This is a genomic window from Enterovibrio coralii (assembly GCF_001559595.1).
Classification (GTDB): Bacteria; Pseudomonadota; Gammaproteobacteria; order Enterobacterales; family Vibrionaceae; genus Enterovibrio; species Enterovibrio coralii.
Genome location: NZ_LNTY01000050.1, coordinates 92,646 through 116,205, shown reverse-complemented (window position 1 = coordinate 116,205; position 23,560 = coordinate 92,646). Strand labels below are relative to the sequence as shown.

Here is a 23,560-nt window from a genome sequence, read left to right as displayed (position 1 = left end):
CTGAATTTATCGCAACTTTGGTTGAGATTGCGTTACATTAAAGTATCGGCATCACACAGCTGGAGGTTGTTATGAACAGATATACCAACTTGCTTGTCGCTATCGATCCCGACCACGAAGAACAACCCGCACTATCGCGCGCTCTGGACATTGCGAAGAAGTCGTCTGCGCCTGTTAAATTGACGCTATTTCTCGCTATCTATGATTTTTCCTACGAAATGACATCCATGCTTTCGGCTGAAGAACGTCAGGCCATGAGAGCCGGCGTATTGCGTCAGCGCGAGGAATGGGTGACATCCCTTCTCGAACAACACGACACTTCTGACGTGACGATTGAAAATCACGTCGTTTGGCATAATCGCCCCTATGAGAGCATGATTGCGCAGGTCTTTGATGGCGAACACGATCTGTTAGTGAAGGCAACACACAAGCACGACAAACTCGGCTCCGTCATTTTCACGCCTACCGACTGGCACTTACTCCGTAAATGTCCATGTCCGGTACTACTCGTAAAAGAACATGGCTGGCCAGTAAACGGCAAAGTTCTTGCTGCCGTAAACGTTGCGTCAGAGAACGAGGCTCACGAACCTCTTAACGACAAATTGATTGATGAAGCGAACGCAATGAGTAAATTGCTGGAAGCAGAAGTCAATCTCGTCAACGCCTACCCTGCTACACCCGTCAATGTCACCATTGAGTTGCCTGAGTTTGACCCAGCATCTTACACAGATGCGTTCGTGGTCATCACTTGCTACAAATGAAAGCTCTGCGACAAAAACATGGCATTGATGAAGCACAAACCCACTGTCAGGAAGGGTTACCCGAGGACGTCATTCCTGCTGTAGCAAAAGAGTTGGATGTAGAACTGGTGATATTGGGAACAACGGGTCGAATTGGCCTCTCTGCATCTTCATCGGAAACACGGCGGAACACACCATAGACCAATTAGACTGTGATGTTTTAGCCATAAAACCGGATGGTTACGTCAGTCCTTTGGCACCAAACGTTAGCTTGGGCTGATAGAACCGAAACGTAGTGACACATGTCGGTGCGACAGAAAGCAAAAGGGGAACAACGCGTTGTTCCCCTTTCTTATTTCAGTATTCGTATATCGATTTATACGTTAGTAACGTCAATGAACAGCGACTCATCGATATTTGACGAAGACACCGTCGCTTCACTGAATTCGTATTCGCCACGGTCACCTTCGCGATCTAGCGGAAGGTTCACAAAGTCAAACAGTTCACGGTCTGCAAGCTGACTTGGGCTGACGTTCTGAATGGATTTGAAAATGCTTTCTACGCGACCAGGCGTCTTTTTGTCCCACTCGATCAGCATTGCTTTGATCGACTGACGCTGCAGGTTCTCTTGCGAACCACACAGGTTACAAGGAATGATCGGGAACGCTTTGTGCTCTGCGTATTTGATCAGATCTTTTTCACGGCAGTAAGTAAGCGGACGAATAACCACGTTACGGCCATCATCTGAACGAAGCTTAGGTGGCATCGCTTTCAAGCGTGAACCGTGGAACATGTTCAAGAACATGGTCTCAACGATATCGTCCATGTGGTGACCCAATGCTAGCTTGGTTGCACCAATTTTCTCAGCAAATGAGTAAAGCGTACCGCGGCGCAGACGTGAACACAGACCACAGGTCGTTTTGCCTTCTGGAATTTTCTCTTTTACTACTGAGTACGTGTCTTTATCCACGATGTAGTAAGGAATGTTCAGGCTTTCGAAGTACTCAGGCAAAATATGCTCTGGGAAGCCTGGCTGTTTTTGGTCCAAGTTTACTGCAACCACGTCGAATTTAATCGGAGCAGCGGCCTGTAGATTCAGCAAGATATCAAGCATAGCAAATGAATCTTTACCACCACTGATACACGCCATGACGACATCATTTTCTTCGATCATATTGTAGTCAGCGATAGCACTACCAACATTTCTCCTCAAACGCTTTTGGAGTTTGTTGAATTCAAGTGTCTCTTTTCTTGTATCTTTCTGATTCATTTGTTGTTCTCAAGTTGTCGACCAAGCCGACCGTGGAATTTAACAGGCGGGCGATTATACGTATCTTTTACAAGCGTTGAAATGCCTAGATGAAAAATCCACGTACTTTGCAATTTAGAACTGTAGGAGAAGTGTAGCCCCAGCAGAAAATCTCACGCTGAGGCTGGGTATAGCGGCGTTAGCTTTGCGGGATCCAAGGCGTCACTTTTAGCGGAGACTGAGCGAAAGCGACTTTCTCTCCGTCTTTAAGCTCATCGAGCTTAATCACCGCGACATTACCTTTTACTGCAATCTCGCGACCGGAAGACGTTGAGAGAGCTGACACTGGCTCAGCGAAATGCACCATCACACCTTCTACTTCCGGCATAAACCATGAAGCAAACATGCCACCAAGGTCTTGCATCATCTCAGTCATTTGTGGGACGAGTTTTTGAATATCGTTAGCACTGATTTCGTCATTGAATGACTCTTTCGCCATCACTTGGTATGAAACGTTACAGGTTTCGTCCCCTGCTGTTTCAATGAAGACGTCAGGATTGACTTGGCGAAGATGCTTATCAATGGGAAGTGGCAACTCTTGCGATGGTGGAATCGAAAACGCTTCGTAGTGTTCTTTTTTCACCATCCACGCTTTTGTAATTTCGCACACCTTGCCTGTTTCCGGGGAAACGAGAAAATAGCCAATTTTCACATCAGGATGGTTTTCACCATGGTTATGTTTGAGTTGGCTAAATAGACTGCTATATCTGAGTTCGACCTGCGCGGCGGCGACAGGTACTGAAATTACAGCTGCCATGATGGCAGCCGTAAGTCCTTTGATCATCCTTGGCTCCAATACTGCTGGTTGTGGCTTATCATGCCTTGAACTTCGTTCACATAAGCCTGACCACGTTCGGAATAACTCAACAATCCATTCGCCAATGCTGTGCCGGTGACAGGCTCGTGCTCTTTTCTAAGATCAGCACGAATGTCTCTCAACTCTGAGTAGGCTCTGTTGCGGTTCACATTCAAGAAATAGGCGCGAATCGATTGGAGTGGGTCTTTATAAACGGCGACTTCGTGAAATTTGCCTGGGCTACGTGCACTTGGCACCATGCCGCAGCCCTCAGTGTAACACCACTGCCCGAAGTAGTTATTACCTTCGCGAGCAAAGCGTGATGTACCCCACCCAGATTCAATCGCCGCTTGGCTGAGGACCAAATCCATTGGGATTACGTCTACACGTTTGAGAGCTTCTGCATACCACGCTTTGTCGACGCCAGCTTCTGGGATCGGCAAATTAAACAGCTCAGCCACTTTCGCTAAGAACTCATTGTCACTCTCTGTCAACGTGGTAGTTGACGACAGAGAAATGAGTCGAGTACGCGCATTTTCAATCAGGCCATTAATGTAATTAACGCCCGGTTTTAGATAATCAGCAAACGCTTGCTTCTTTTCGGTCACGATTTTATATGACGCGAAATCCGGCTTCTGCACCATTTCTGGTGGCGGTGAAGCCGGTTGGAGTTGGTTTACTGTGGTAACTGGGGTGTGTGGTGCCTCGCTACAGGCAGAAAGTAATAGAGCCGAAGCCAAAACAGCAAAGGAAAGCTTCATTTAAGCGTTGAAAACCTCTTTATTACCGTCTCCAGAAGAAGAATCATCATCCCCTTCTTGTGACACGGTCACTTCTATACCAACACCGAACATCTCGCGATATAACACGCCTTTGACATTGAACATGAAGGGCAACGCCCAGACGAGGGCTATACCGGCTGTGGCATAAGAAAAGAGAAAAAGCACAGCGATGACGATGTAAACAAGCGTCAATGGTATCATTTTTTTTGTGATCGCCCTAAAAGAAACGATCATCGCCTCAACAGGTCGAAGCCTTTTCTCACAGATAAGAAGGATTGTCATAGAGAAGGCAATACCAAGGAAAATACCTAACAACGGCAGTATCTGGTTACCAAAACTCTGTAACGCAGAGATAAAGCCCATTGCCAGAGTGACCGCCATCGCATAAGCCAGCCCTTTGATGATGTGACGAGGTTTGGTTCTAAAGCCAATGGCATGGCTTAACCCCATCAAACTCGCACCTGCGTAAAGAGGTGCACTCAAGACAGTTGCGGCGAACAGGGCGATTCTCCCCGCGGCTAACATGTCCGGCGTCATCTGTGTTTGCCCGATGAAACCCGACACCACCTGCCTGGTGATTCGATCATGAACGACAAAACGACAAGGAATATCGCGAGATTTGCTCCAGCCAAAACAATCGTAGCGGGCAAAAAACGCCAAAAGTGTTTCTGTGTCAGCTTAACGGCTTCCTGAACCACACTGGAAGCACTGAGATTGTACTTACCTGAAAGTGCATTTTCTAAGGTGCCACCAACATGAAGTGCGTTGCTCAATTGTTGTTTATTCATAGCAAAGTAACTTTTGTCTTTAGCCTAAGAAAGTTCCCCACTTATAAAGTTATAGGTGATTTTTTTTAAACGCGTCTCACGCTGATGTATTTTTAGCCAGACACGATTGGAGCTATACTAAGCGACGCTTACTTGCTGCATTTCGAGATGTGGTTCACAACACGCCGATTTGGTCGATGTTTCTACACATCTCTGTGGCGATGGATTTTTTGGGCAAAGTTTTACTGTTAAATCAAAAAAAACGCTTTAACTTCATGGTTCGCACGTCTATCATGCGCCGTCTACTTTTTAGGGGAATTTTTACTAGCTAATCGCCCGTGGTGTAAGGAGAGAGAGTAGAATTGAACGCAACACAACCAATGAAAAAACCCATTGTTCAGCTTAAAGGGCTTTGTAAGAGTTTTGATGGCAAGGAGATCATTTCTTCTTTTGATCTCGAGATTAACAATGGCGAGTTTTTGACAATCCTCGGTCCGTCAGGTTGTGGCAAGACCACAGTTCTTCGTTTGATTGCCGGTCTTGAAGATGCAGACGATGGCCAAATTATCCTTGACGAGCAAGACGTAACCGCTATCCCCGCGGAACAACGCCACGTCAATACCGTCTTTCAGAGCTATGCACTTTTCCCGCACATGACTGTGTTCGAAAACGTAGCTTTCGGTCTGCGTATGCAGAAAGTAGCCGAAAGTGAAATCGAACCGCGTGTAATGGAAGCACTGCGCATGGTTCAACTCGAGAAATTTGCACCTCGCAAACCTCATCAGCTTTCAGGCGGCCAACAACAGCGTGTTGCTATCGCACGTGCAGTTGTTAACAAGCCAAAAGTACTGCTGCTTGATGAATCGCTTTCTGCGTTGGACTACAAACTGCGTAAGCAGATGCAAATCGAGCTTAAGCAGCTTCAACGTAAGCTGGGTATCACCTTCATTTTCGTTACTCACGATCAAGAAGAAGCCCTTTCAATGTCAGACCGTATCATCGTTATGAAAGCCGGTAAGGTTGTTCAAGATGGTACGCCACGTGAGATCTACGAAGAGCCAGCAAACCTGTTTGTTGCTCGCTTTATCGGTGAGATCAACGTGTTTGACGCACATGTAATTGCACGTATCGACGAAGAACGTATCACTGCGACTGTTGAAGGCCGTGAATGTCAGGTTTACTGTAAACTGGACGTTTCTGCTGGCGACAAAGTGAAAGTGCTGCTGCGTCCTGAAGATTTGCGTATCGAAGAAATCGGCGCAACGGAATCAGGCAACGGTATCGTTGGCTACGTTCGTGAACGTAACTACAAAGGCATGACGCTGGATTCAGTTCTTGAACTGGAATCAGGTATGTCAGTGATGGTTAGCGAGTTCTTCAACGAAGACGATCCTGATGTTGACCACTCACTGGATCAGAAAGTTGCAATTACCTGGGTTGAAAGCTGGGAAGTGGTACTGCCTGATGAAGAAGATTAATCTCCAGAACGCCATTATCGGTGTTATCGTAGGTTGGTTGCTACTGTTCGTGTTCATTCCGAACTCGATGATTATCATCACCAGCTTCCTGACCCGCGACGATGCAAACCTGATCGAGATGACCTTCACCTTGAGCAACTATGCCAAGTTGATGGATCCTCTTTACGCAAAAGTTGTTTGGCACTCCTTCTATATGGCTGCCATCGCGACACTTTTGTGTTTAATGATCGGTTACCCGTTCGCCTATTTCATCGCGCGTATGCCGCAGAAATGGCGTCCAATCATGCTGTTCATGGTGATTGTTCCGTTTTGGACCAACTCCCTGATCCGTACTTACGGCCTAAAAATCTTTTTGGGTACACGCGGCCTGCTTAACGAAGGTCTGCTAACGCTGGGTTTGATCGACAAGCCACTGCGTATTATGTACACCGAATATGCCGTAATGATTGGTCTGGTTTACATCCTGCTGCCGTTTATGATTCTGCCGCTGTACTCAAGCATTGAGAAGCTGGATAACAGCTACCTTGAAGCAGCAAAAGATTTGGGCGCAAGCAAATTGCAGGCATTCATCAAGGTTATTCTGCCTTTGACAATGCCAGGCATTATTGCGGGCTGTCTTCTGGTTCTGCTTCCAGCTCTGGGCATGTTCTACGTGTCTGACCTGCTGGGTGGCGCGAAGAACCTGTTGATTGGTAACGTCATCAAGAGTCAGATCCTCAACGTTCGTGACTGGCCGTTTGGTTCAGCTGCAAGTATTTCGTTGACTGTCTTGATGGGTCTGATGCTGCTCGCCTACTGGCGTGTTGGCAAGCTAATGAACAAGAAGGTAGAGCTGGAATGAGTCGTTTCTTCAAAACCGGCTTTATGTCGCTGGTTTATGCGTTCTTATACATCCCTATCATCATTCTTATCGTTAACTCGTTTAACGAAAGTAAGTTCGGTATGGATTGGAAGGGTTTTACCACCAAGTGGTATACCCAACTGCTGAATAATGACAGCTTGGTACAAGCAGCTGGAAACTCGCTGACCATTGCAGTGTTTTCTGCAACTGCTGCAGCAATCATTGGTAGCCTGACAGCGGTTGCGCTGTATCGTTACCGCTTCCGTGGCAAAAACTTTGTTAACGGTATGCTGTTTGTTGTAATGATGTCTCCAGACATCGTCATGGCGATTTCGCTTCTGGCACTGTTTGTACTGTTGGGTGCTCAGCTTGGTTTCTTGACCCTGCTGCTATCTCACATCACTTTCTGTCTTCCATTTGTGGTTGTAACTGTTTACAGCCGCTTGAATGGCTTCGATCTGCGTATGCTTGAAGCAGCGAAAGATTTGGCAGCAAGTGAGTGGGTTATCCTAACCAAAATCATTCTGCCTCTTGCGGCACCAGCAGTAGCTGCTGGCTGGTTGTTGAGCTTCACCCTGTCACTGGACGACGTTATCGTGAGTTCATTCGTAACAGGCCCGAGCTACGAAATCTTACCACTGAAGATTTACTCAATGGTTAAGGTTGGCGTATCTCCAGAAGTCAACGCGCTGGCAACGTTAATGCTGATCGTTTCTCTCGTACTAGTCATTTGCTCTCAACTACTAGCACGCGATAAGGTGCGATAAGCACAAAGGGCAGGCTTAGCCTGCCCTTTTGCAATTTCGCATTTTTCAGTCACGGCTGGCGTTGTGCAGCCGTTATCCTAACCTATCAATACCAATATAAAACTGCAGGAGTTGTCGATGAAACCCTGGTCTAAGTTTGTGCTGGGCAGTTCTCTGGCCGTCTCTCTTCTCTCAAACACAGCACTGGCTGCTGATAACGAGCTTTACTTCTATAACTGGTCTGAGTACATCCCTACCGAAGTACTTGAAGAGTTTACTGAAGAAACTGGCATCAAAGTTATCTACTCTACGTACGAATCTAACGAAAGCATGTACGCAAAACTGAAGACTCATCCAGAAGGTTATGATCTGGTTGTACCTTCAACGTACTACGTTCAGAAGATGCGTGACGAAGGCATGCTGCAAAAAATCGACAAGAGCAAACTGTCTAACTTCGACGGTCTTGATCCAAACCAGCTGAACAAGCCTTTCGATCCAAACAACGAATACTCTGTACCGTACATTTGGGGTGCAACGGGTATCGGTGTTAACACTGACATCATCGAGAAATCCAGCGTACATTCATGGGCTGACCTGTGGAACCCTGAGTACGAAGGCCAACTGCTGATGATGGATGACGCACGCGAATTCTTCCATATCGCACTGCGCAAGCTGGGCTACTCTGCAAACACGCAAAACCCAGAAGAAATCAAAGCTGCTTACGAAGAACTGAAGAAAATCATGCCGAACGTGCTGGTATTCAACTCAGACTTCCCTGCTAACCCATACATGGCTGGCGAAGTTGCGCTAGGTATGCTGTGGAACGGCTCTGCGTACATCGCACGTAGCGAAGGTGCGCCAGTAGACATCGTTTGGCCGAAAGAAGGCGCGATCTTCTGGATGGATAGCTTGGCAATTCCTGCAACAGCGAAAAATGTCGATGCTGCGCACAAGATGATCGACTTCCTGCTGCGTCCAGAAAACGCTGCGAAGTTGGCTATCGAAATTGGCTACCCGACTCCAGTTAAAGCGGCTTACCCACTGCTACCTAAATCGTTTAAAGACGATCCAAGCGTATACCCACCACAAGACGTGATGGAAAGTGGCGAGTGGCAAGGTTCTGTTGGCAAAGCAAACGTGCTTTACGAAGAATACTTCCAGAAATTGAAAGCAGGTCAATAATCGAATTTCGGTTATTCAATGCGAAAAGAAAAAGCGGCTGATAAGCCGCTTTTTTTGTCTCTTGGTTTAGGGTTATTTGCCCATGTTCAATAACTCTTCAACTAACTCCGGCACGAGTACTGTCGCTTTGCCGTAGCGTTTTTCATCAAACTCGCTTTCCACCGCGCTAGGCTCTAGGTTCACTTCTATCGTTCTTGCGCCGCCAATCGATGCTTCATGAACGAAGCCAGCAGCAGGATAGACCGCACCTGACGTGCCGATTGAAATGAACAAATCTGCTTCCATTAGCGCGTCGTGGATCTTATCCATCGCAATAGGCATCTCGCCAAACCATACGACATGAGGACGCATAGCCGAAGGTATTTGGCAGCAGTGACACATGTCATCGACCATGATGTCGTCTTTCCAATCCAACACTTGATTAGAGCCACTGCATCGCGCTTTAAGCAATTCACCATGCATGTGGATGATGTTCTCGCTGCCCGCACGCTCATGCAGGTCATCAATGTTCTGAGTAACGATGGTCACCGTACCGTCTAGCTCTTTTTCAAGCCTCGCTAACGCTTCATGAGCAGCATTTGGTGCAACGCCTGACTGTAGTTGTCTGCGACGCGCGTTATAGAAGGTTTGAACCAACGCTGGGTTTCTCGCGAAGCCCTCTGGTGTCGCGACATCTTCGATATGGTGCTCCTCCCACAATCCATCTTGTGCGCGAAATGTCCGAATCCCAGATTCCGCAGAAATACCAGCACCGGTCAGAATCACGATATTTTTGTGGGGAAATTGCATGTAGAGCATCCTATCTCGTTAATTTAATAACCTTTATAACATTGATGGATAGTCCATGACAGGCCAAGCGGGCTAGACCATAGTCGAATTCGATTAAGTAATGCGATTTACCCAGTGAAATTCGAAAAATGTCTTATATTTAATAAACGTACCGATTTTGATACCGAATGATGCCACTGCCACGACAAACTCGCTTGCTTGGACCAGTTTGTGTTGCCCTCCTCGCGTGCAATAGTGCGATCGCGAGCGATAACTTGCGCGTCAGCGGTTTCGGTAACGTCAGCCTCATTAAATCCGGCACAGAAAACCTCGGTTTCAAATACGACCTCACTAAAGAAGCTCTGTACGACGAATGGAGTTTAAAACCCGGCTCATCACTGGGTTTGCAGCTAAATGCGGACATCTCTGATCAATTTGATGCGGTCGTTCAAGGTGTTTTACAAGACAGGCTCGATAACGACCTCAATAAAACCATCACTTGGGCATTTGTTAGATACAAAGCGAACCCCAACCTGACATTCCGAGTTGGACGAATAGCCACCCCTATCTACATGCTCTCTGAATATCGTGATGTCGGCTTTGCCTATCTTTGGACCAAACCCATCACGGATTTCTATTCCTCCATCCCAATTACTTATGTGGATGGCGGAGACATCACTTACAACACCCAACTTGGCGAGGGTATTTTCGAAGCGACATTATTTGGCGGCACCTCAGACGTTACGATTGAAACGATATTTGAATCTTATGAGGTGACACTGTCACCTATGATTGGCGCAAAGTTCACGTACTCTCTTGAAGATTGGTTATTTTCCGCCGTTGCGGCAACGACAAAAGTAAAAGATGGTGAACCCGCTCAAACCCTGACCGCAAACATCGATAGCAATCCGACCATTGCCGCTGTGTGGCCGGAATCAACCTCATTTTCTTCCGATTTCATGTTCCAAGATACACGCGTTTCCTATTACACCGTGGGTGGACACTACGAATCGGGTCTATGGAACGCCCAAGCTGAACTGAGCTATACCGACGCTGATTGGCCTTTCTTCCCAGACTTGGCCGCTGGGTATTTTAGTTTGGGACGCACCGTAAACAACACCACCTATTATGGGTTCGCATCCAAAGCGAAAACTGTCGATGACCTATACGAGGTAGCTGCCCCTTCTACGTTTGGGCTTTCTATTTCACAGGTCGCCGAAGCCTATCAACTGATTAACAGCAACGTTAACGCGCGGTTTATCGACCAAGAAACGCTTGGATTCGGTTTACGCATTGATATAACGCCGCAAATGGCATTAAAAGGACAAGTAGAACGTACATGGTTGAAGAACGATCAAATTGGGGGCTGGCTGCAGACCATACAAGGCCTAAGTGCAGCTGCGCCTGATTACATTGATACCTACTCGATTAGCCTGAGCTTTGTGTTCTGATATGAAGAAAACAGTATTAGCACTGCTCACATACGCCACCTTAACCTGGGCAAACGCCGCTCAGGCGGGGCTAGTCGTGGTCGTCAACCAAGCCAATCCCGTAGAAGAGTTATCATCACGACAAATCATGGATCTCTACATGGGACGCTATACCGCTTATCCAGACGGTTCATCAGTGAAAACAACAGACCTCCCCGACAACAGTCCCTTACGTGAGGACTTTTATAATCGCCTCGTTGGTAAATCTGTTGCTCAAATTAATGCTTACTGGGCACGGCTTCTCTTTACAGGTAAGGCTGAGCCGCCCCAAGCAAAACCTTCAGAAAAAGACGTTGTTGACTACGTACGCGAAAATCGAAACGCAATTGCGTACATCATGGAATCGGACGTGGCCGACGGCTTAAAAGTGGTGTTTAGATTTGAAGATCCTAAATAAAAAGATTCATATACGCGTTGCCGGAGGCGTGGCCGGCGGTGCTGTTATCTTCTCAATCATCGCGTCGTTGATATGGTTCTATATCTCGTACCATCAGGAAGTTGACCGCTCTCGAAGCCAAATTAAGCAAATTATCACTACGGTAGAGCAAACTGCATCAATCGCCTTGTACCTCGGTAACAAAGAACTCGCCGACGAGGTGTTAAGTGGCTTGGAAGCCAATGACATCATTTCTGCCGCGCGTTTAACGAGCCAAGATGGTTTAACCGCGTCATTCGAAAATCGTGACGTTATCAGCCAGTCAGAAACTGCCGTCGTCTTCCCTATCGTCTCTCCTTTTGATAACACCGAATACGTCGGTGACCTTTTGGTGTACCCCAATCAGCAGTACATCGAAAACAATGCGATTTCGTTAGCAAAGATTCAGGTTATCGTGCTCGTCACCTATTCGATCATCATTGCGCTTCTTACCTTGTTTATCGTCAACAAAATCCTGACGGAACCGATGAAGAACATCGCAAATCGATTCCACTTGATTACCCCTGGTGATTCAACGCGTATCGACGTACCTCTCGCCCACCAAAACAACGAAATTGGTGCTTTGGTTAAAGACATCAACGGCTTGTTAGATGCGGTGAACAATCAGATCGACAATGAACGAGATCTACGTGCCGAAACCGAAAACCTCTCGAAAAAATTCCGGCTTATTTTTGAGCGCGCCAGTGCTGGCATAGGCCTTCTTGATGCGAACAATCAATTGATCGTGGCTAACCCTGCACTACTTCGTTTATTGGGCCAAACCTTTATCGTCGATACCGAGCGGTTTACCAAATCTGATTTCACGGGTTATTTCTTTGACCCGCAGGAAATTAAAGAGTTTATTGAAGATTTTTGGGCGAAACCGGGTAACCAGTTCAGTGCGATTGACGTTCAACTTCGCCACAAAGTTAGAGCCGCAGACCGATGGGTACACTGCCTTTTCTCCAAAGTTGAAGACATCAACAACCCTGATGACAGCTTATTGGAGGTCGTTGTATACGACATCACTGAACGGGCTGAGCGTGAGCAGAACATCATTTACGAAGCAGAGCACGATGCCATTACCCTGCTGCTTAACCGCCGAGCAGGCATGAATAAGCTTGAAAACTCTGTCGTTGAAGCGGAAAAGAAACAGCGTAATTTCGCGGTGCTGATGATCGACTTAGATGGCTTCAAACACGTAAACGACACTTACGGCCACGATGCGGGTGACAAAGTCATTATCGAGGTAGCGAGGCGGATAAAACAGTTCTTCAGAGGGTCTGATGTCGTGGCTCGCTGGGGTGGCGACGAGTTCTTAATTGGCTTCTCTTACAACCCAAGCTACGAAACAGCAGTATCAGACATTGCCGCTGACCTTCAGCATCAAGTCTCTTTGCCGATTGAAATTGGGCACGAACAAACGGCGACTGTCGGCTCCAGTATTGGCATCAGCCTCTACCCTGATAACGACAGCACCATCAGTTCGCTAATCGAGAAAGCCGACGAAGCCATGTACTACGTGAAAAACCACGGCAAAAACTTCTACAAATTCTACGAGCCCGACGAAACCAAAACTGCCGACAGCAAAACGCTCTCAACCCACAAATAAGCCATGCGCCCTTGACGGGGCTTCTCTGGCTAGTAAGGTTTGTACCATAAGCTATCAATATGGACGTTGGAGAATAGATGCATCCTTTAAGAGTGTCGGTGCGCGCCGTTTGCTATCGCGAGGATTCGATTCTTCTCGCAGAACACCGTGATGATCGTGGTTTGTGGTATATCCTTCCCGGTGGCGGCATTCAACATAATGAAACGCTCTCAGAAGCATTCGACCGAGAATTGCTTGAAGAAACGGGCGGAAAAGCGGAAATGGGCGACGTGCTTTTTGTCCGAGAAGTTATCGCTGATCTTCTCGACACAACCTACTTACCAGAACACTTGCACCAGATAGAGTTATTCGTTGAAGCCAAACACTTTGAACCGGTGACGACACCACAAGAACTCGACAAAGACCAGATAGGCATGGTTTGGATGCCTTTGGAAAAACTACCTGAACTTATCTTCTTCCCCAAAACAATGGTGCCTAGTCTTCAAAACAAGACATTTGAGCGCATTTATCAGGGGCATATTTTGTAAGTAGCTCCACCAGCAAAAGCCACAGAATGACGGGGAAAAGTGTCATTTTTCAACCAATTCCAGGTCGTCCAACTGGCTAGACCATTAAATTCAGTTTAGTCAGTTACAATGCGTCCCAACTTAAACTGTGTACAACCACCAGAACAAGAACATGCAGCTAAACAATTACTTCAGTCAGAGCAACGGTCAGTTCGTATTTACGCGTAAACAAGCAAGCCACTTTGCAAAACTCGTCGCTGGCGATTTCAACCCTATCCACGATGAAGATTCAAAGCGATTCTGTGTACCGGGTGATCTGCTTTTCTCTGTATTGCTTGCTAAAGCTGGCATCAGCCAAAAAATGCGTGTCTCTTTTGCTGGCATGATCTCTGACAACGTTGGCTTAGAATTTCGCGATTCTGAATGTGGCGGTCTTGAAGTGACTGACACCAACGGCAAGCTTTATCTCACGATGTCGCGTGAAGGCGATAACCTTGTCGATGAATCTTTGGCGGCCTGTGTGGCAGAAAACTACGTGAAGTTTTCAGGCATGAACTTCCCACACATCATGGTGCCTTTGATGGAAGACAGCGGCATGATGATTAACCCAGAACGCCCACTGGTGATCTACGAAAGCATGGAATTAAACTTCCATCACCTTGACTTCAAATGCCCTACCGTTGAGCTAACAGATTCCATCATGGATGTTTCGGGTAAACGCGGCACTGTGACGCTGGCGTTTTGCTTTAAAGAGAATGGCGAAATCATCGGTGAAGGTAAAAAGACCATGGTGTGTAGTGGTCTTCGTGAATACGAACAAACCGCTGTAGAAGCGCTGGTAGACAAGTTCAATTGCCGCAAATCAGAATTTTTGTCTGCTCAGGCAGTTTAAAAACGAATGTAACAACTGCCCCGATTTCTTCGGGGTTTTTTATACCCGTCAATGTCTTACATATAAAATTCCGGCGCATTATTGATACTCTGTTCTATATTTAACTCATGGTTACACAGCGGAGTCTAATATGGCCACGGACGCATTACTTTCTCACGTAGACAAGCTTCCAAAAATTCCCAAAGTCGTTCAAGAACTCATGGACTTGGTGAACAGCGACAATTCAGACATGACCCAAATTTCTGACAAGATTGCTTTGGATCAGGTCATCAGCGCTAGGGTGCTTCGACTATCAAATTCTGCACACTTTGGCCGCGGTAGAGCCGTGGCTTCAGTGGATGAAGCCGTTATTCGGTTGGGTTTAGGCCCAATCAGAACATTGGTGACAGCATCAGCTTTAATGAGTACTTTCCCTAAAATCGAAGGCTTTGACCTGAATGAGTTTTGGGGAACTACTTTTGAAGTTGCAACGCTTTGTAAAGTCATTGCCAAAGAAGTGAAAGCTGACCCGAATGAAGCGTTTACTGCCGGCATGCTTCATAACATCGGTGATTTGCTTATCTACACGGTTTATCCAGACAAAGCTGCGAAGATCGAACTGCATGTTGAAGCAGGTAAAACTAAGGATGAAGCACAACGTGTTGTATTAGACACTGACTGCGCGCAACTTGGCGGTGCACTTGCTAAGAATTGGAAGTTTGCAGACAAACTGATCAATGCAATCGCTCATCAGTATGCTGCGGTGCAAGGTGATGAATTTTCACAACTTGCAGCGATCATTAATCTGTCACGTAAGATCGATGAAAATTGGGACAAGCTCTCGAATGATGAAGCAAGACAGACGTGGCTCAACCATCAGCTTGAGTACAGCATGTTAGGGCTCGACGAAGACTTACTCGATGTGATGGACAATAACCGAGGCATTGGTCGCGAGATGGCGCGCTCACTGGTTTAATCAGGTAAGACTGCATATTTGAGAGCCGCTTCTTGTGAGGCGGCTTTTTCTTTTGTTGCAGAAAACTATGCGTCGCTTAAAAGTAGTAAGCAATATCGAGGTAACGCTGCCGAACATGCTCGATCAGTGCTTTAACCTTTTGAGAAGGGTGTTTGGTATAAGGATAAACCGCATAGATTCCCAACTTCTTCGCGACCTGCTTAGGTAACAAATCCATCAACGTCCCCTCTTGTATGTCGTGATACACCAAACATCTCGGTACATACACAATGCCATGACCAGCAAGTGCTGCTTTCCGTAGTGCCGCTGCATTGTTTGTAGAAAAGTTGCCCGAGACTTTAACGATGCGCTTGTCGTCAGTACCTGACGCAAAAAACTCCCAATCTCCGGCTCCAGTCGATTGGTAGGTGTAGTGAAGACAATTATGGTTTCGTAAAGCATCCGGTGAATCTGGTCGCCCATGCTTTGCTACATATTCTGGCGAGGCACACACTATCCATTGTGAATCCAGGATATGTCGCGCAACAAGGCTGGAATCTTCAAGATAACCCGTCCTAATCGCCAAGTCATACCCTTCGTCGATGAGGTCTACAAAGCGATTGCTCAACGTGACATCAATCCTCAGCCCCTCATGCAAACTGGTGAATTCAGCTATAGCCTCTGCAAGCAGGAGATCACCGGAAATGGTAGGGACCGACACATTTAGCCTACCCTTCATTTCCGACGAGAGCTGATTCACAGATTCGACAGCATCAATACTGAGCTGAGCAAGACGCTTTGCTGTCGGTAAAAGAGATAGCCCCGCTTCAGTCAGTGACAACTTTCGCGTAGTTCGATGCAGAAGTTGTACGCCGAGATCCTTCTCAAGCCGCTGAATTCGCTTACTCACAACGGAGTTCGCCAAACCAAGCTTATCCGCAGCAAGCTTGAATGAACCTAGCTCTGCAACGTCAGCAAAGAGTATTGCGTCATCGGTTTTCATTCATTATTCCTATTTTGGAAATAATCATTTCATTTAATGCTATTTATTCTCAAATCTCAACCTCCTATGCTTTTCTGAACGCGCTATATCCTTGATAGAACCCAAAAATAAAAAAGCGCGACCAATAACGAGCAATGTTAGCGAGGACGCCTAATGTCATCCCCTCGAATGTACCCAGCAAAACCTGAGAAGGTTTATCTCTATGCCACTTGTCTGGTTGATGCGTTTGATCCTGATACAGGAATCGATGCCATTGCCATGTTGGAGACGATAGGCATTGAGGTCATTTATATTCCAAAGCAAACCTGTTGTGGGCAGCCTGCTTATTCTTCCGGCTATACCCAAGAAGCCATTCAGGTTGCCCAATCCCAAATGGCATTGTTTCCAGAGCCCTATCCTATCGTCATCCTGTCTGGATCTTGCGGCGGAATGATGGTGCATCACTATCCAAGGTTGTTTAAAGATCAACCGAAAGAAGCAGAAGCTTTGGCATTTGCAGATCGCGTCTTTGAGTTCACTGAATTTCTCAGTTGTGTTTGCCATATTCGTCTTGAAGATGTTGGCGACCCGACCCAGATTGTCGTGCATACCTCCTGTGCCGCTCGTAGAGAAATGAATGTCCATACTCACAGCGCGCACCTTCTCAATCAACTGAACAAGGTTGATGTTAAGCAAGTAAATTACGAGCAAGAATGCTGCGGATTTGGTGGCACTTTCTCGGTTCGCCATCCCAACATTAGTGAAGCGATGGTGGAGGATAAATCTCGACACTTACGTGAGACTGGAGCCATAGAGTTCATCAGTGCGGATTGGGGCTGTATGCTCAATATAAACGGCGCGCTAGAGTACCAAGCCAAACGTTTAAAGGCCGACACATTGCTCGTTTTCTCGCAGAGCGCACGGGTGTTGTTGGAGGTAAGTCATGAGCCATAACTCGCCTGAACGTATTCATGAGCAAGCGAAAGAAGCCCTCGCAGATCACGCGTTGAGACAGAATTTTCGCGGTGCTATGGATTACCTGCGCAACAAACGCGTTGAAGCGTTTCCAGACAAAACAGAAGAGAAAGCGGTAAGAGATCGCGCCGAAGCTATCCGTCAACGGTGTTTAAGCAAACTCCCCGAGCTTTTAGAAAAGCTAGAAGCGCAATGCCTTCGTAACGGAATTCAGGTTCACTGGGCGCAAAATGCAGAAGACGCGAATGCCATCTTCGCGGAGATAGCGACGCGAAAACACGCCACGTTGATGGTAAAAGGCAAGTCCATGGTAAGCGAAGAAATTGAGCTTAACCACCACATGGAAAAGCGCGGGGTTCACTGCCTAGAAAGTGACATGGGTGAATATATCGTCCAATTAGATGGCGATACACCGTCGCACATCATCATGCCCTCGATTCACAAAAACAAGCAGCAGGTGTCCGACACCTTCGAACACAACATTGCCGACTTCAAACCAACCACAGACGTCGATTCTTTAATTCAGACAGGAAGACGAATGCTACGCCAAGCATATCAAGATGCTGAAATTGGCGTATCCGGTGTGAACTTTGCGGTTGCCGAAACTGGCACGCTGTGCCTTGTTGAGAATGAAGGCAATGGGCGCATGTGTACCACGATTCCAGAAACCCATATCGCCATCACCGGCATTGAAAAGGTGGTCGAGTTCTTAACGGATGTGCCTCCGCTATACAGCGCATTAACGCGCTCTGCGACGGGCCAGGTCATCACCACCTACTTCAACATGATTTCAGGACCGCGCAAGGAAAACGAATTAGATGGTCCCAAAGAAGTGCATCTTATCTTGCTCGACAACGGACGTTCTCAGGCATATCACGACACCGAGATGAGAAAGACGCTGCAATGTATTCGTTGCGGTGCTTGCATGAACCACTGTCCGGTTTATACACGCATCGGCGGGCATGCTTATGGCACCGTCTATCCGGGACCAATTGGAAAAATTATCTCTCCCCATTTGATGGGGCTTGATAAGACCAAAGACCTCATCACTGCATCGAGTCTGTGTGGAGCCTGTGAGGAAGTTTGTCCGGTAAGGATTCCTATTCCTTCCCTGCTCCAACGCTTGCGCCAAGAATCAAAAAATAAAGCCGACAGTGACCATGAACCGCTGAACGGCCAGGATGCCGCCAATAACACACTCGAAAAAGTGGCGATGAAAGGCTTTGCATTCGCGGCAACCCATCCAACGGTTTATCACACGGCACTTGATACCGCGCGTAAGATGAACGGTGTTATTCCGAATAACCTCGGAAGTTGGACGCAATGTCGAACCAAGCCCAAGCTCGCCAAAACATCGCTAAAGAAAAAGCTCGCTCAGCGTGGAGAGAAATCATGACTACAGAACGTCAAACACGCACCAATGCCGCACGTGAGGCCATCTTCGCTCGTCTCAAATCGGCACCACGACAACACATCGATGTTCCCTTGCCTGATTGGCAAGCGTGGCAATCTGACGACCAATCAGAACGCACGCAGCGGTTTATCCAAAAGCTGTCCGCGAGTCATGCAGAGATAATAGAAACCACGGAAACTGATTTGGCAAAAGACGTGGCGACCTTTATCAATGCAGAAGGATTCAGGCAGGTTCTAGCAGGAAAAAGCAATCCTCTCGCCGATGCGTTAGCCTCGGCATGCGAACATACGCAGATCCATGTTTATGACCAAACCATAGACACGTTTAAGCATGCCCTGTTTAACGACATCGAGGCAGGAATTACGTTTGTCGGTGCGGGCATTGCCGATACAGGCACGCTGGCTACGGTAACTGGTGAACAAGAACCTCGAGCCTTGTCACTCGTCCCGCCCACTCACATTGCTATCATACGGGAAAGTGCCATTGTTTCGCATTTTAGCGAGCTAATGACTACACCGTTTTGGAAACAGGCAGGATGGGAAACTACACCGCCCACAAACCTGCTTCTGATTTCTGGCCCTTCAAAGACCGCCGACATCCAACAAACGTTGGCGTATGGCGCACACGGGCCGAAACGCCTCATCGTATTTATCGTGAAGGAATAAGCAAATGGCAGGGAAGCGAGAAAAGAAGATTACGACGCGCTGACATCACGTTTACGCGAACGGATACCTGAATCACGCATCATCAACGACGATGCTAAGCGTCTGGCTTATGGCACCGATGCCAGTTTCTACAGGATGATCCCAGAACTGATTGTTCAGGCAGATAATCTCGAAGACATCGTTTTTATTATTCAAACTTGTGGTAATGCCAATATTCCATTCACGTTCCGAGCCGCAGGCACCAGCCTTTCCGGTCAAGCCGTTTCCGATTCCGTTTTAATCACCCTTACTGACAATTGGCGTGACCATGAAACATTGGAAGACGGAAAAAGGATCAAGCTCCAACCCGGGGTGATTGGCGCAGATGCCAATAAATACCTCATTCCTTTCCAGAGAAAGATTGGCCCAGACCCCGCTTCAATCAACAGTTGTAAAATTGGCGGTATCGCGGCAAACAACGCCAGTGGTATGTGCTGCGGCACAGCGCAGAACACCTATAAAACCGTCGATGCCATGACCTTAGTGCTTCATGACGGCACCGTATTAAATACCGGCGATGATGAATCAGTACGCCAATTTAGAAACAGCCATAAAGACCTGCTGGATGGCATTGCGACACTTTGCGATGAAGTGAAAGCAGATTCGGCACTATCCGAACGTATCCAACATAAATATCGACTCAAAAACACCACCGGATATGCATTGAATGCCTTGGTTGATTTCAGCGATCCCATTGATGTGCTCACCCATTTGATGGTGGGCTCTGAAGGTACACTCGGATTCATTGCGGAAATTACCTATAACACCGTCATTGAGCACCCAAACAAAGCGTCTGCACTCCTTGTTTTTAATGACATTGAAAGTGCATCCAATGCCGTGTCCATTCTGGCGAGCACGCCAGTGTCAGCGGTAGAAATGATGGACGGACGCGCTCTTCAATCCGTCGCCGATAAGCCTGGCATGCCCGATTTCATGCCAACCCTTACGCTTGAACACAGTGCCCTGCTGGTCGAAAGTCGAGCCGCAAGTGAGGATGAACTCTACCAACAATGCCGAACCATAATGGCGGCGATATCCGCATTCGATATTCCACATCAAGTCATGTTCACATCCGATGCCGACACCGTAAATACACTCTGGGGCATTCGCAAAGGTATGTTCCCTGCAGTTGGCGCCGTTAGAGAGGCAGGCACAACTGTCATCATTGAAGATGTTGCGTTTCCTGTTGAACGTTTGGCTGCGGGTGTGCGAGAGCTTCAAGCCTTGTTTGATGAGTACGCCTACAACGAAGCGATCATTTTTGGCCATGCCCTTGAAGGAAACCTGCACTTCGTTTTCACTCAAGGTTTTGACTCCGAGGTGGAAGTGGAACGCTACGGAGCCTTCATGGATGCCGTGGCACAGCTTGTGGCAGTGAAATACCAAGGTTCACTCAAAGCAGAGCACGGCACGGGGCGTAACATGGCTCCGTATGTAGAACTAGAATGGGGAGCCCACGCCTACAGATTGATGTGTCAAATTAAAGCCCTGTTTGACCCCAAAGGCCTGCTTAATCCAGGAGTGATCATCAACGACAATCCGAATGCGCACATTACTCACTTGAAGCCGATGCCAAAAGCTGATGCGTTGATCGATCGCTGTATCGAATGCGGCTTCTGTGAAGCAGTATGTCCTTCCCGCACTCTCTCTTTATCTCCACGCCAGCGCATCGTGCTTTATAGAGAAATGCAGCGACTCAAACATGATGACCAAAGTGAAAAATACAAAGCATTGGAGAAAACGTTCAACTACCTTGGCGTTGATACCTGCGCAGCAACGGGCTTGTGTGCCGATCGCTGTCCCGTTGGAATAAACACTGGCGATTTAATCAAGCAAGTGAGAACCGAGAAATACAAGCGTTTCACGCCTATCGCGTCTTGGACTGCCAATCACTTCGGTGCAACAACCGCAATCGCGCGCTTTGGACTCAAAGCCAATGCAAGCATGCAAAAAATACTTGGCGAAAAGGCCCTTGATAAAACCGTCAACGGATTACGAAAACTATCCAACGGCAGCACACCAGAATGGCACCCAGATTATCCAACCGCGAACACTCATACACCGAAAACCAGCGAGTCATGGAAAGCTAAGCGCGTTGTTTATTACCCTTCTTGTGCCAGTCGTAATATGGGCAATGACATTAAAAGTGATGAAGACAGAACCCTAACAGAAGTGACAATGTCACTCCTAGAGCGCGCAGGATATCAAGTCATTATTCCCAAACGGCTAGATGAACAGTGCTGCGGCATGCCTTACGACAGTAAAGGCATGAAGGACATTTTCAAAGAGAAAAGCTACCGCCTAGAAGCCGCTCTTTGGCAAGCCAGTGAGTTGGGTAAGCTCCCCGTTCTCATAGATACCAGCCTTGCGTGAAAATCAGTAAAGAGCAGTTCTCTTTCCCGCTTGAGATTTATGAACCTTCTGAGTTCGTGATTAAGTTTTTACTGGAAGACTTAGCGATTACGCCCGTAGATGAAACCGTGATGCTTCACATTACCTGCAGCACACGACGCATGGGCTTAGCGGATTCATTATTAAACCTCGCAAAAGCCTGCGCTAAACGTGTTGTCGTACCCGAGCACATTGAATGCTGCGGTTTTGCCGGCGACAAGGGCTTTTTTACGCCCGAACTCAATGCGGCAGCCACAGCCCCTTTGAAAGATCAGATACCCGAAAATTGCACACGCGGCTTTAGCAACAGTCGAACCTGCGAGATTGGGTTAACACATCACGCGGGCATTCCATATAGCTCTATTTTGTATTTACTCGACGAGGTTTCTTGTCCTGTTTCGAGAAAACCGCACAGAGAAGTCCCGGAAGCCAAAACAGAAGTGATGAGTGAGTAGCCCTCGCCAACCCTTCAGAACGTTTTATACTGACAAAGGCTGAATTTTCACCCTTTGTTTATAGATTGAGCAATGGCACACTCCTTATGTGTGACATTGCTTCAAGTCTCTGATTTTCAGAGCTTGAGTTAGCAAAACCCCGACATTTCCCTAGAAATCCCCAGACAATCCAAAGCTACATTCCGCGCGCGTTTTCAACACCCCATTCTTTATAAGGCTTTCAATATGAAACGTTACGCGCTTTTCCCTCTCTTTACTCTCGCATTGACAGCGTGTGGCGGTGGCAGCGATAGTGGCAATACCACCACGTCTCCTGCTTCTGCCATGTCGGTTGAAGGCAAAATTGAACAAGTCTCTGGTTCAAGAATCACGGTTAATAACCAAACTTACGACGTTGGCACCGTGGCTTATCAAGGTCAATCGCTACAAAACGACATGTTGACGCCAAACATGATGGTAGCTCTGAACACCAACGGTCGATCAATCACGAGTGCAAACGTCGAGTTAGACCCAACGTTCACCGGTAAGATCACGCACATAGACCGTCTTCAAGGCACATTTAAGGTCAGCGGTGTTGAACTTAAATTTATTTCCCTGTCTCCAAAAATCCAGAATGGCGATTGGGTAATGGTTTCGACCCTGCCGTCCGCAAACATGGGTTACAAAGTACTCTCTGTTGTTAAGTTCGAATATGACTCAAATGGAATGGCTGAAGCAGAAGGTCGTGTTTCTGCAGTTAACTTTGAAAATAACACCTTCAAATTGGGCAGTTCACTCACCGTCTTATTCGATGACAGACTGGTGAACAACATCAAAAAACTGCGCAATGGTGCGTGGGCGGAAGTACTGGGAAGCTATAACGAGTCTACGGGCCAGTTGATTGCTGAATCTATCAAACTGAAAGCATTTAATAGCATCAACGGCAAAGGTGAAATTGAGGGCGTCGTGACTTGGGTAGCGAACGATTACAGTCGCTTTGAAGTGAACTACCGTGGCCAATTTGACATCCTACCATCGACTGAATTTGATGATGGCAGCAAATCCCAGTTGCGCCAGGTGTGAACGTTGAAGTTGAATATGTCACCAAGAACCAACGCACCGTGGCAAAAGAAATCGAATTTGAAGACGATTTTGATTTCGACTTTGATTGGGACGATTACGAATTCGATTTCGAAGGATACATCAGCGATATCGACAGCGATGCAAAATCCTTCAAAATGAAAGGTAAAACCATCTTCACAGACGCCAACACTGAGTATGAAGACGGTTTAAGCTTCGACTCACTCATTGGCAACAAGGTAGAAGTTGAAGGCATGATCATTGGTAATGATCACGTCGCACGTAAGATTTCATCTGAAGACTAACCGAAATAAAAAGCCCC

20 protein-coding genes and 3 pseudogenes are annotated in these 23,560 nt (G+C 47.2%); 17 read left to right on the top strand and 6 right to left on the bottom strand.

What is annotated here, in order from left to right:
* Nucleotides 1-71: 71 nt before the first annotated feature.
* Nucleotides 72-1,020: pseudogene (gene uspE / locus ATN88_RS18525) on the top strand (universal stress protein UspE).
* 96 nt (nt 1,021-1,116) lie between these two features.
* Here uspE and ttcA read toward each other — a convergent pair.
* The 4 genes from ttcA to ATN88_RS18505 all read right to left on the bottom strand — a co-directional run bounded on the left by ttcA (nt 1,117) and on the right by ATN88_RS18505 (nt 4,287).
* Complete coding sequence (gene ttcA, locus ATN88_RS18520; RefSeq protein ID WP_067419121.1) at nt 1,117-2,010, bottom strand: tRNA 2-thiocytidine(32) synthetase TtcA; 894 nt, start codon at nt 2,008-2,010, stop codon at nt 1,117-1,119.
* A gap of 178 nt (nt 2,011-2,188) precedes the next feature.
* Nucleotides 2,189-2,833 carry a DUF2987 domain-containing protein gene (locus ATN88_RS18515; protein WP_067419119.1) on the bottom strand — a complete coding sequence of 215 codons (645 nt, stop codon included), beginning with the start codon at nt 2,831-2,833 and terminating at the stop codon, nt 2,189-2,191.
* Nucleotides 2,830-3,606, bottom strand: a complete 777-nt coding sequence (locus tag ATN88_RS18510) for a glucosaminidase domain-containing protein (protein WP_067419117.1) — start codon at nt 3,604-3,606, stop codon at nt 2,830-2,832. The genes ATN88_RS18515 and ATN88_RS18510 overlap by 4 nt, the downstream gene beginning before the upstream one ends.
* Nucleotides 3,607-4,287: a DUF2189 domain-containing protein gene (locus ATN88_RS18505; protein WP_232313390.1), complete on the bottom strand. Its 681-nt coding sequence runs from the start codon at nt 4,285-4,287 to the stop codon at nt 3,607-3,609.
* A gap of 487 nt (nt 4,288-4,774) precedes the next feature.
* Here ATN88_RS18505 and potA point away from each other — a divergent pair, with 487 nt between their 5' ends.
* The 4 genes from potA (at nt 4,775) to ATN88_RS18485 (ending at nt 8,641) form a co-directional block, all read left to right on the top strand.
* A complete protein-coding gene (potA, locus tag ATN88_RS18500) occupies nt 4,775-5,872 on the top strand; it encodes a spermidine/putrescine ABC transporter ATP-binding protein PotA (RefSeq protein ID WP_408607722.1) in 1,098 nt (365 codons plus the stop codon).
* Nucleotides 5,856-6,713 carry a spermidine/putrescine ABC transporter permease PotB gene (gene potB / locus ATN88_RS18495; protein WP_198158419.1) on the top strand — a complete coding sequence of 286 codons (858 nt, stop codon included), beginning with the start codon at nt 5,856-5,858 and terminating at the stop codon, nt 6,711-6,713. Before potA ends, potB begins: the two co-directional genes overlap by 17 nt.
* Entirely contained in the window at nt 6,710-7,480 is a 771-nt protein-coding gene (potC, locus tag ATN88_RS18490; protein ID WP_067419112.1) for a spermidine/putrescine ABC transporter permease PotC, read from the top strand. The genes potB and potC overlap by 4 nt, the downstream gene beginning before the upstream one ends.
* 117 nt (nt 7,481-7,597) lie before the next feature.
* Nucleotides 7,598-8,641, top strand: a complete 1,044-nt coding sequence (locus tag ATN88_RS18485) for an extracellular solute-binding protein (RefSeq protein ID WP_067419111.1) — start codon at nt 7,598-7,600, stop codon at nt 8,639-8,641.
* A gap of 72 nt (nt 8,642-8,713) precedes the next feature.
* Here ATN88_RS18485 and cobB read toward each other — a convergent pair whose 3' ends face one another.
* A complete protein-coding gene (gene cobB, locus ATN88_RS18480) occupies nt 8,714-9,439 on the bottom strand; it encodes a Sir2 family NAD+-dependent deacetylase (RefSeq protein WP_332308930.1) in 726 nt (241 codons plus the stop codon).
* 245 nt (nt 9,440-9,684) lie between these two features.
* Between cobB and ATN88_RS18475 the strand changes: the two genes are divergently transcribed.
* The 6 genes from ATN88_RS18475 (at nt 9,685) to ATN88_RS18450 (ending at nt 15,279) form a co-directional block, all read left to right on the top strand.
* Nucleotides 9,685-10,860, top strand: coding sequence for a hypothetical protein (locus tag ATN88_RS18475; protein ID WP_232313389.1), 1,176 nt, complete (start codon nt 9,685-9,687; stop codon nt 10,858-10,860).
* 1 nt (nt 10,861) lies between these two features.
* Nucleotides 10,862-11,296: a type 2 periplasmic-binding domain-containing protein gene (locus ATN88_RS18470; protein WP_232313388.1), complete on the top strand. Its 435-nt coding sequence runs from the start codon at nt 10,862-10,864 to the stop codon at nt 11,294-11,296.
* Nucleotides 11,280-12,926, top strand: a complete 1,647-nt coding sequence (locus tag ATN88_RS18465; protein WP_067419110.1) for a sensor domain-containing diguanylate cyclase — start codon at nt 11,280-11,282, stop codon at nt 12,924-12,926. The genes ATN88_RS18470 and ATN88_RS18465 overlap by 17 nt, the downstream gene beginning before the upstream one ends.
* Before the next feature lie 77 nt (nt 12,927-13,003).
* Entirely contained in the window at nt 13,004-13,453 is a 450-nt protein-coding gene (locus ATN88_RS18460) for an NUDIX domain-containing protein (RefSeq protein ID WP_067419109.1), read from the top strand.
* Nucleotides 13,454-13,604: 151 nt separating this feature from the next.
* Entirely contained in the window at nt 13,605-14,324 is a 720-nt protein-coding gene (locus tag ATN88_RS18455; protein ID WP_067419299.1) for a DUF3581 family protein, read from the top strand.
* A 130-nt stretch (nt 14,325-14,454) separates the two neighbouring features.
* Nucleotides 14,455-15,279: an HDOD domain-containing protein gene (locus ATN88_RS18450; protein WP_067419108.1), complete on the top strand. Its 825-nt coding sequence runs from the start codon at nt 14,455-14,457 to the stop codon at nt 15,277-15,279.
* Between the two features lie 76 nt (nt 15,280-15,355).
* Here ATN88_RS18450 and ATN88_RS18445 read toward each other — a convergent pair whose 3' ends face one another.
* Nucleotides 15,356-16,261 (bottom strand): LysR family transcriptional regulator, encoded by a 906-nt coding sequence (locus ATN88_RS18445; protein WP_067419107.1) that lies wholly within the window; start codon nt 16,259-16,261, stop codon nt 15,356-15,358.
* A gap of 153 nt (nt 16,262-16,414) precedes the next feature.
* On the opposite strand from ATN88_RS18445, the pseudogene ATN88_RS18440 reads away from it, so the two are divergent.
* The 6 genes and pseudogenes from ATN88_RS18440 to ATN88_RS27655 all read left to right on the top strand — a co-directional run bounded on the left by ATN88_RS18440 (nt 16,415) and on the right by ATN88_RS27655 (nt 23,543).
* A pseudogene (locus ATN88_RS18440) lies at nt 16,415-17,187 on the top strand ((Fe-S)-binding protein).
* Nucleotides 17,184-18,611 carry a LutB/LldF family L-lactate oxidation iron-sulfur protein gene (locus ATN88_RS18435; protein ID WP_067419106.1) on the top strand — a complete coding sequence of 476 codons (1,428 nt, stop codon included), beginning with the start codon at nt 17,184-17,186 and terminating at the stop codon, nt 18,609-18,611. Before ATN88_RS18440 ends, ATN88_RS18435 begins: the two are co-directional and overlap by 4 nt.
* Entirely contained in the window at nt 18,608-19,294 is a 687-nt protein-coding gene (locus ATN88_RS18430) for a LutC/YkgG family protein (protein WP_067419101.1), read from the top strand. The genes ATN88_RS18435 and ATN88_RS18430 overlap by 4 nt, the downstream gene beginning before the upstream one ends.
* A 39-nt stretch (nt 19,295-19,333) precedes the next feature.
* Nucleotides 19,334-22,179, top strand: a pseudogene (locus ATN88_RS18425) (FAD-binding and (Fe-S)-binding domain-containing protein).
* A gap of 225 nt (nt 22,180-22,404) precedes the next feature.
* Nucleotides 22,405-23,241: a DUF5666 domain-containing protein gene (locus ATN88_RS18420; RefSeq protein ID WP_232313387.1), complete on the top strand. Its 837-nt coding sequence runs from the start codon at nt 22,405-22,407 to the stop codon at nt 23,239-23,241.
* Nucleotides 23,238-23,543 carry a DUF5666 domain-containing protein gene (locus tag ATN88_RS27655; protein ID WP_232313386.1) on the top strand — a complete coding sequence of 102 codons (306 nt, stop codon included), beginning with the start codon at nt 23,238-23,240 and terminating at the stop codon, nt 23,541-23,543. The genes ATN88_RS18420 and ATN88_RS27655 overlap by 4 nt, the downstream gene beginning before the upstream one ends.
* Nucleotides 23,544-23,560: the final 17 nt, after the last annotated feature.

Coding starts and splice junctions, on each gene's coding strand:
- ttcA (WP_067419121.1), bottom strand. CDS start 2,010: ATGAATCAGAAAGATACAAGAAAAGAGACACTTGAATTCAACAAACTC.
- ATN88_RS18515 (WP_067419119.1), bottom strand. CDS start 2,833: ATGATCAAAGGACTTACGGCTGCCATCATGGCAGCTGTAATTTCAGTA.
- ATN88_RS18510 (WP_067419117.1), bottom strand. CDS start 3,606: ATGAAGCTTTCCTTTGCTGTTTTGGCTTCGGCTCTATTACTTTCTGCC.
- potA (WP_408607722.1), top strand. CDS start 4,775: ATGAAAAAACCCATTGTTCAGCTTAAAGGGCTTTGTAAGAGTTTTGAT.
- potC (WP_067419112.1), top strand. CDS start 6,710: ATGAGTCGTTTCTTCAAAACCGGCTTTATGTCGCTGGTTTATGCGTTC.
- ATN88_RS18485 (WP_067419111.1), top strand. CDS start 7,598: ATGAAACCCTGGTCTAAGTTTGTGCTGGGCAGTTCTCTGGCCGTCTCT.
- cobB (WP_332308930.1), bottom strand. CDS start 9,439: ATGCTCTACATGCAATTTCCCCACAAAAATATCGTGATTCTGACCGGT.
- ATN88_RS18470 (WP_232313388.1), top strand. CDS start 10,862: ATGAAGAAAACAGTATTAGCACTGCTCACATACGCCACCTTAACCTGG.
- ATN88_RS18460 (WP_067419109.1), top strand. CDS start 13,004: ATGCATCCTTTAAGAGTGTCGGTGCGCGCCGTTTGCTATCGCGAGGAT.
- ATN88_RS18455 (WP_067419299.1), top strand. CDS start 13,605: ATGCAGCTAAACAATTACTTCAGTCAGAGCAACGGTCAGTTCGTATTT.
- ATN88_RS18450 (WP_067419108.1), top strand. CDS start 14,455: ATGGCCACGGACGCATTACTTTCTCACGTAGACAAGCTTCCAAAAATT.
- ATN88_RS18445 (WP_067419107.1), bottom strand. CDS start 16,261: ATGAAAACCGATGACGCAATACTCTTTGCTGACGTTGCAGAGCTAGGT.
- ATN88_RS18435 (WP_067419106.1), top strand. CDS start 17,184: ATGAGCCATAACTCGCCTGAACGTATTCATGAGCAAGCGAAAGAAGCC.
- ATN88_RS18430 (WP_067419101.1), top strand. CDS start 18,608: ATGACTACAGAACGTCAAACACGCACCAATGCCGCACGTGAGGCCATC.
- ATN88_RS18420 (WP_232313387.1), top strand. CDS start 22,405: ATGAAACGTTACGCGCTTTTCCCTCTCTTTACTCTCGCATTGACAGCG.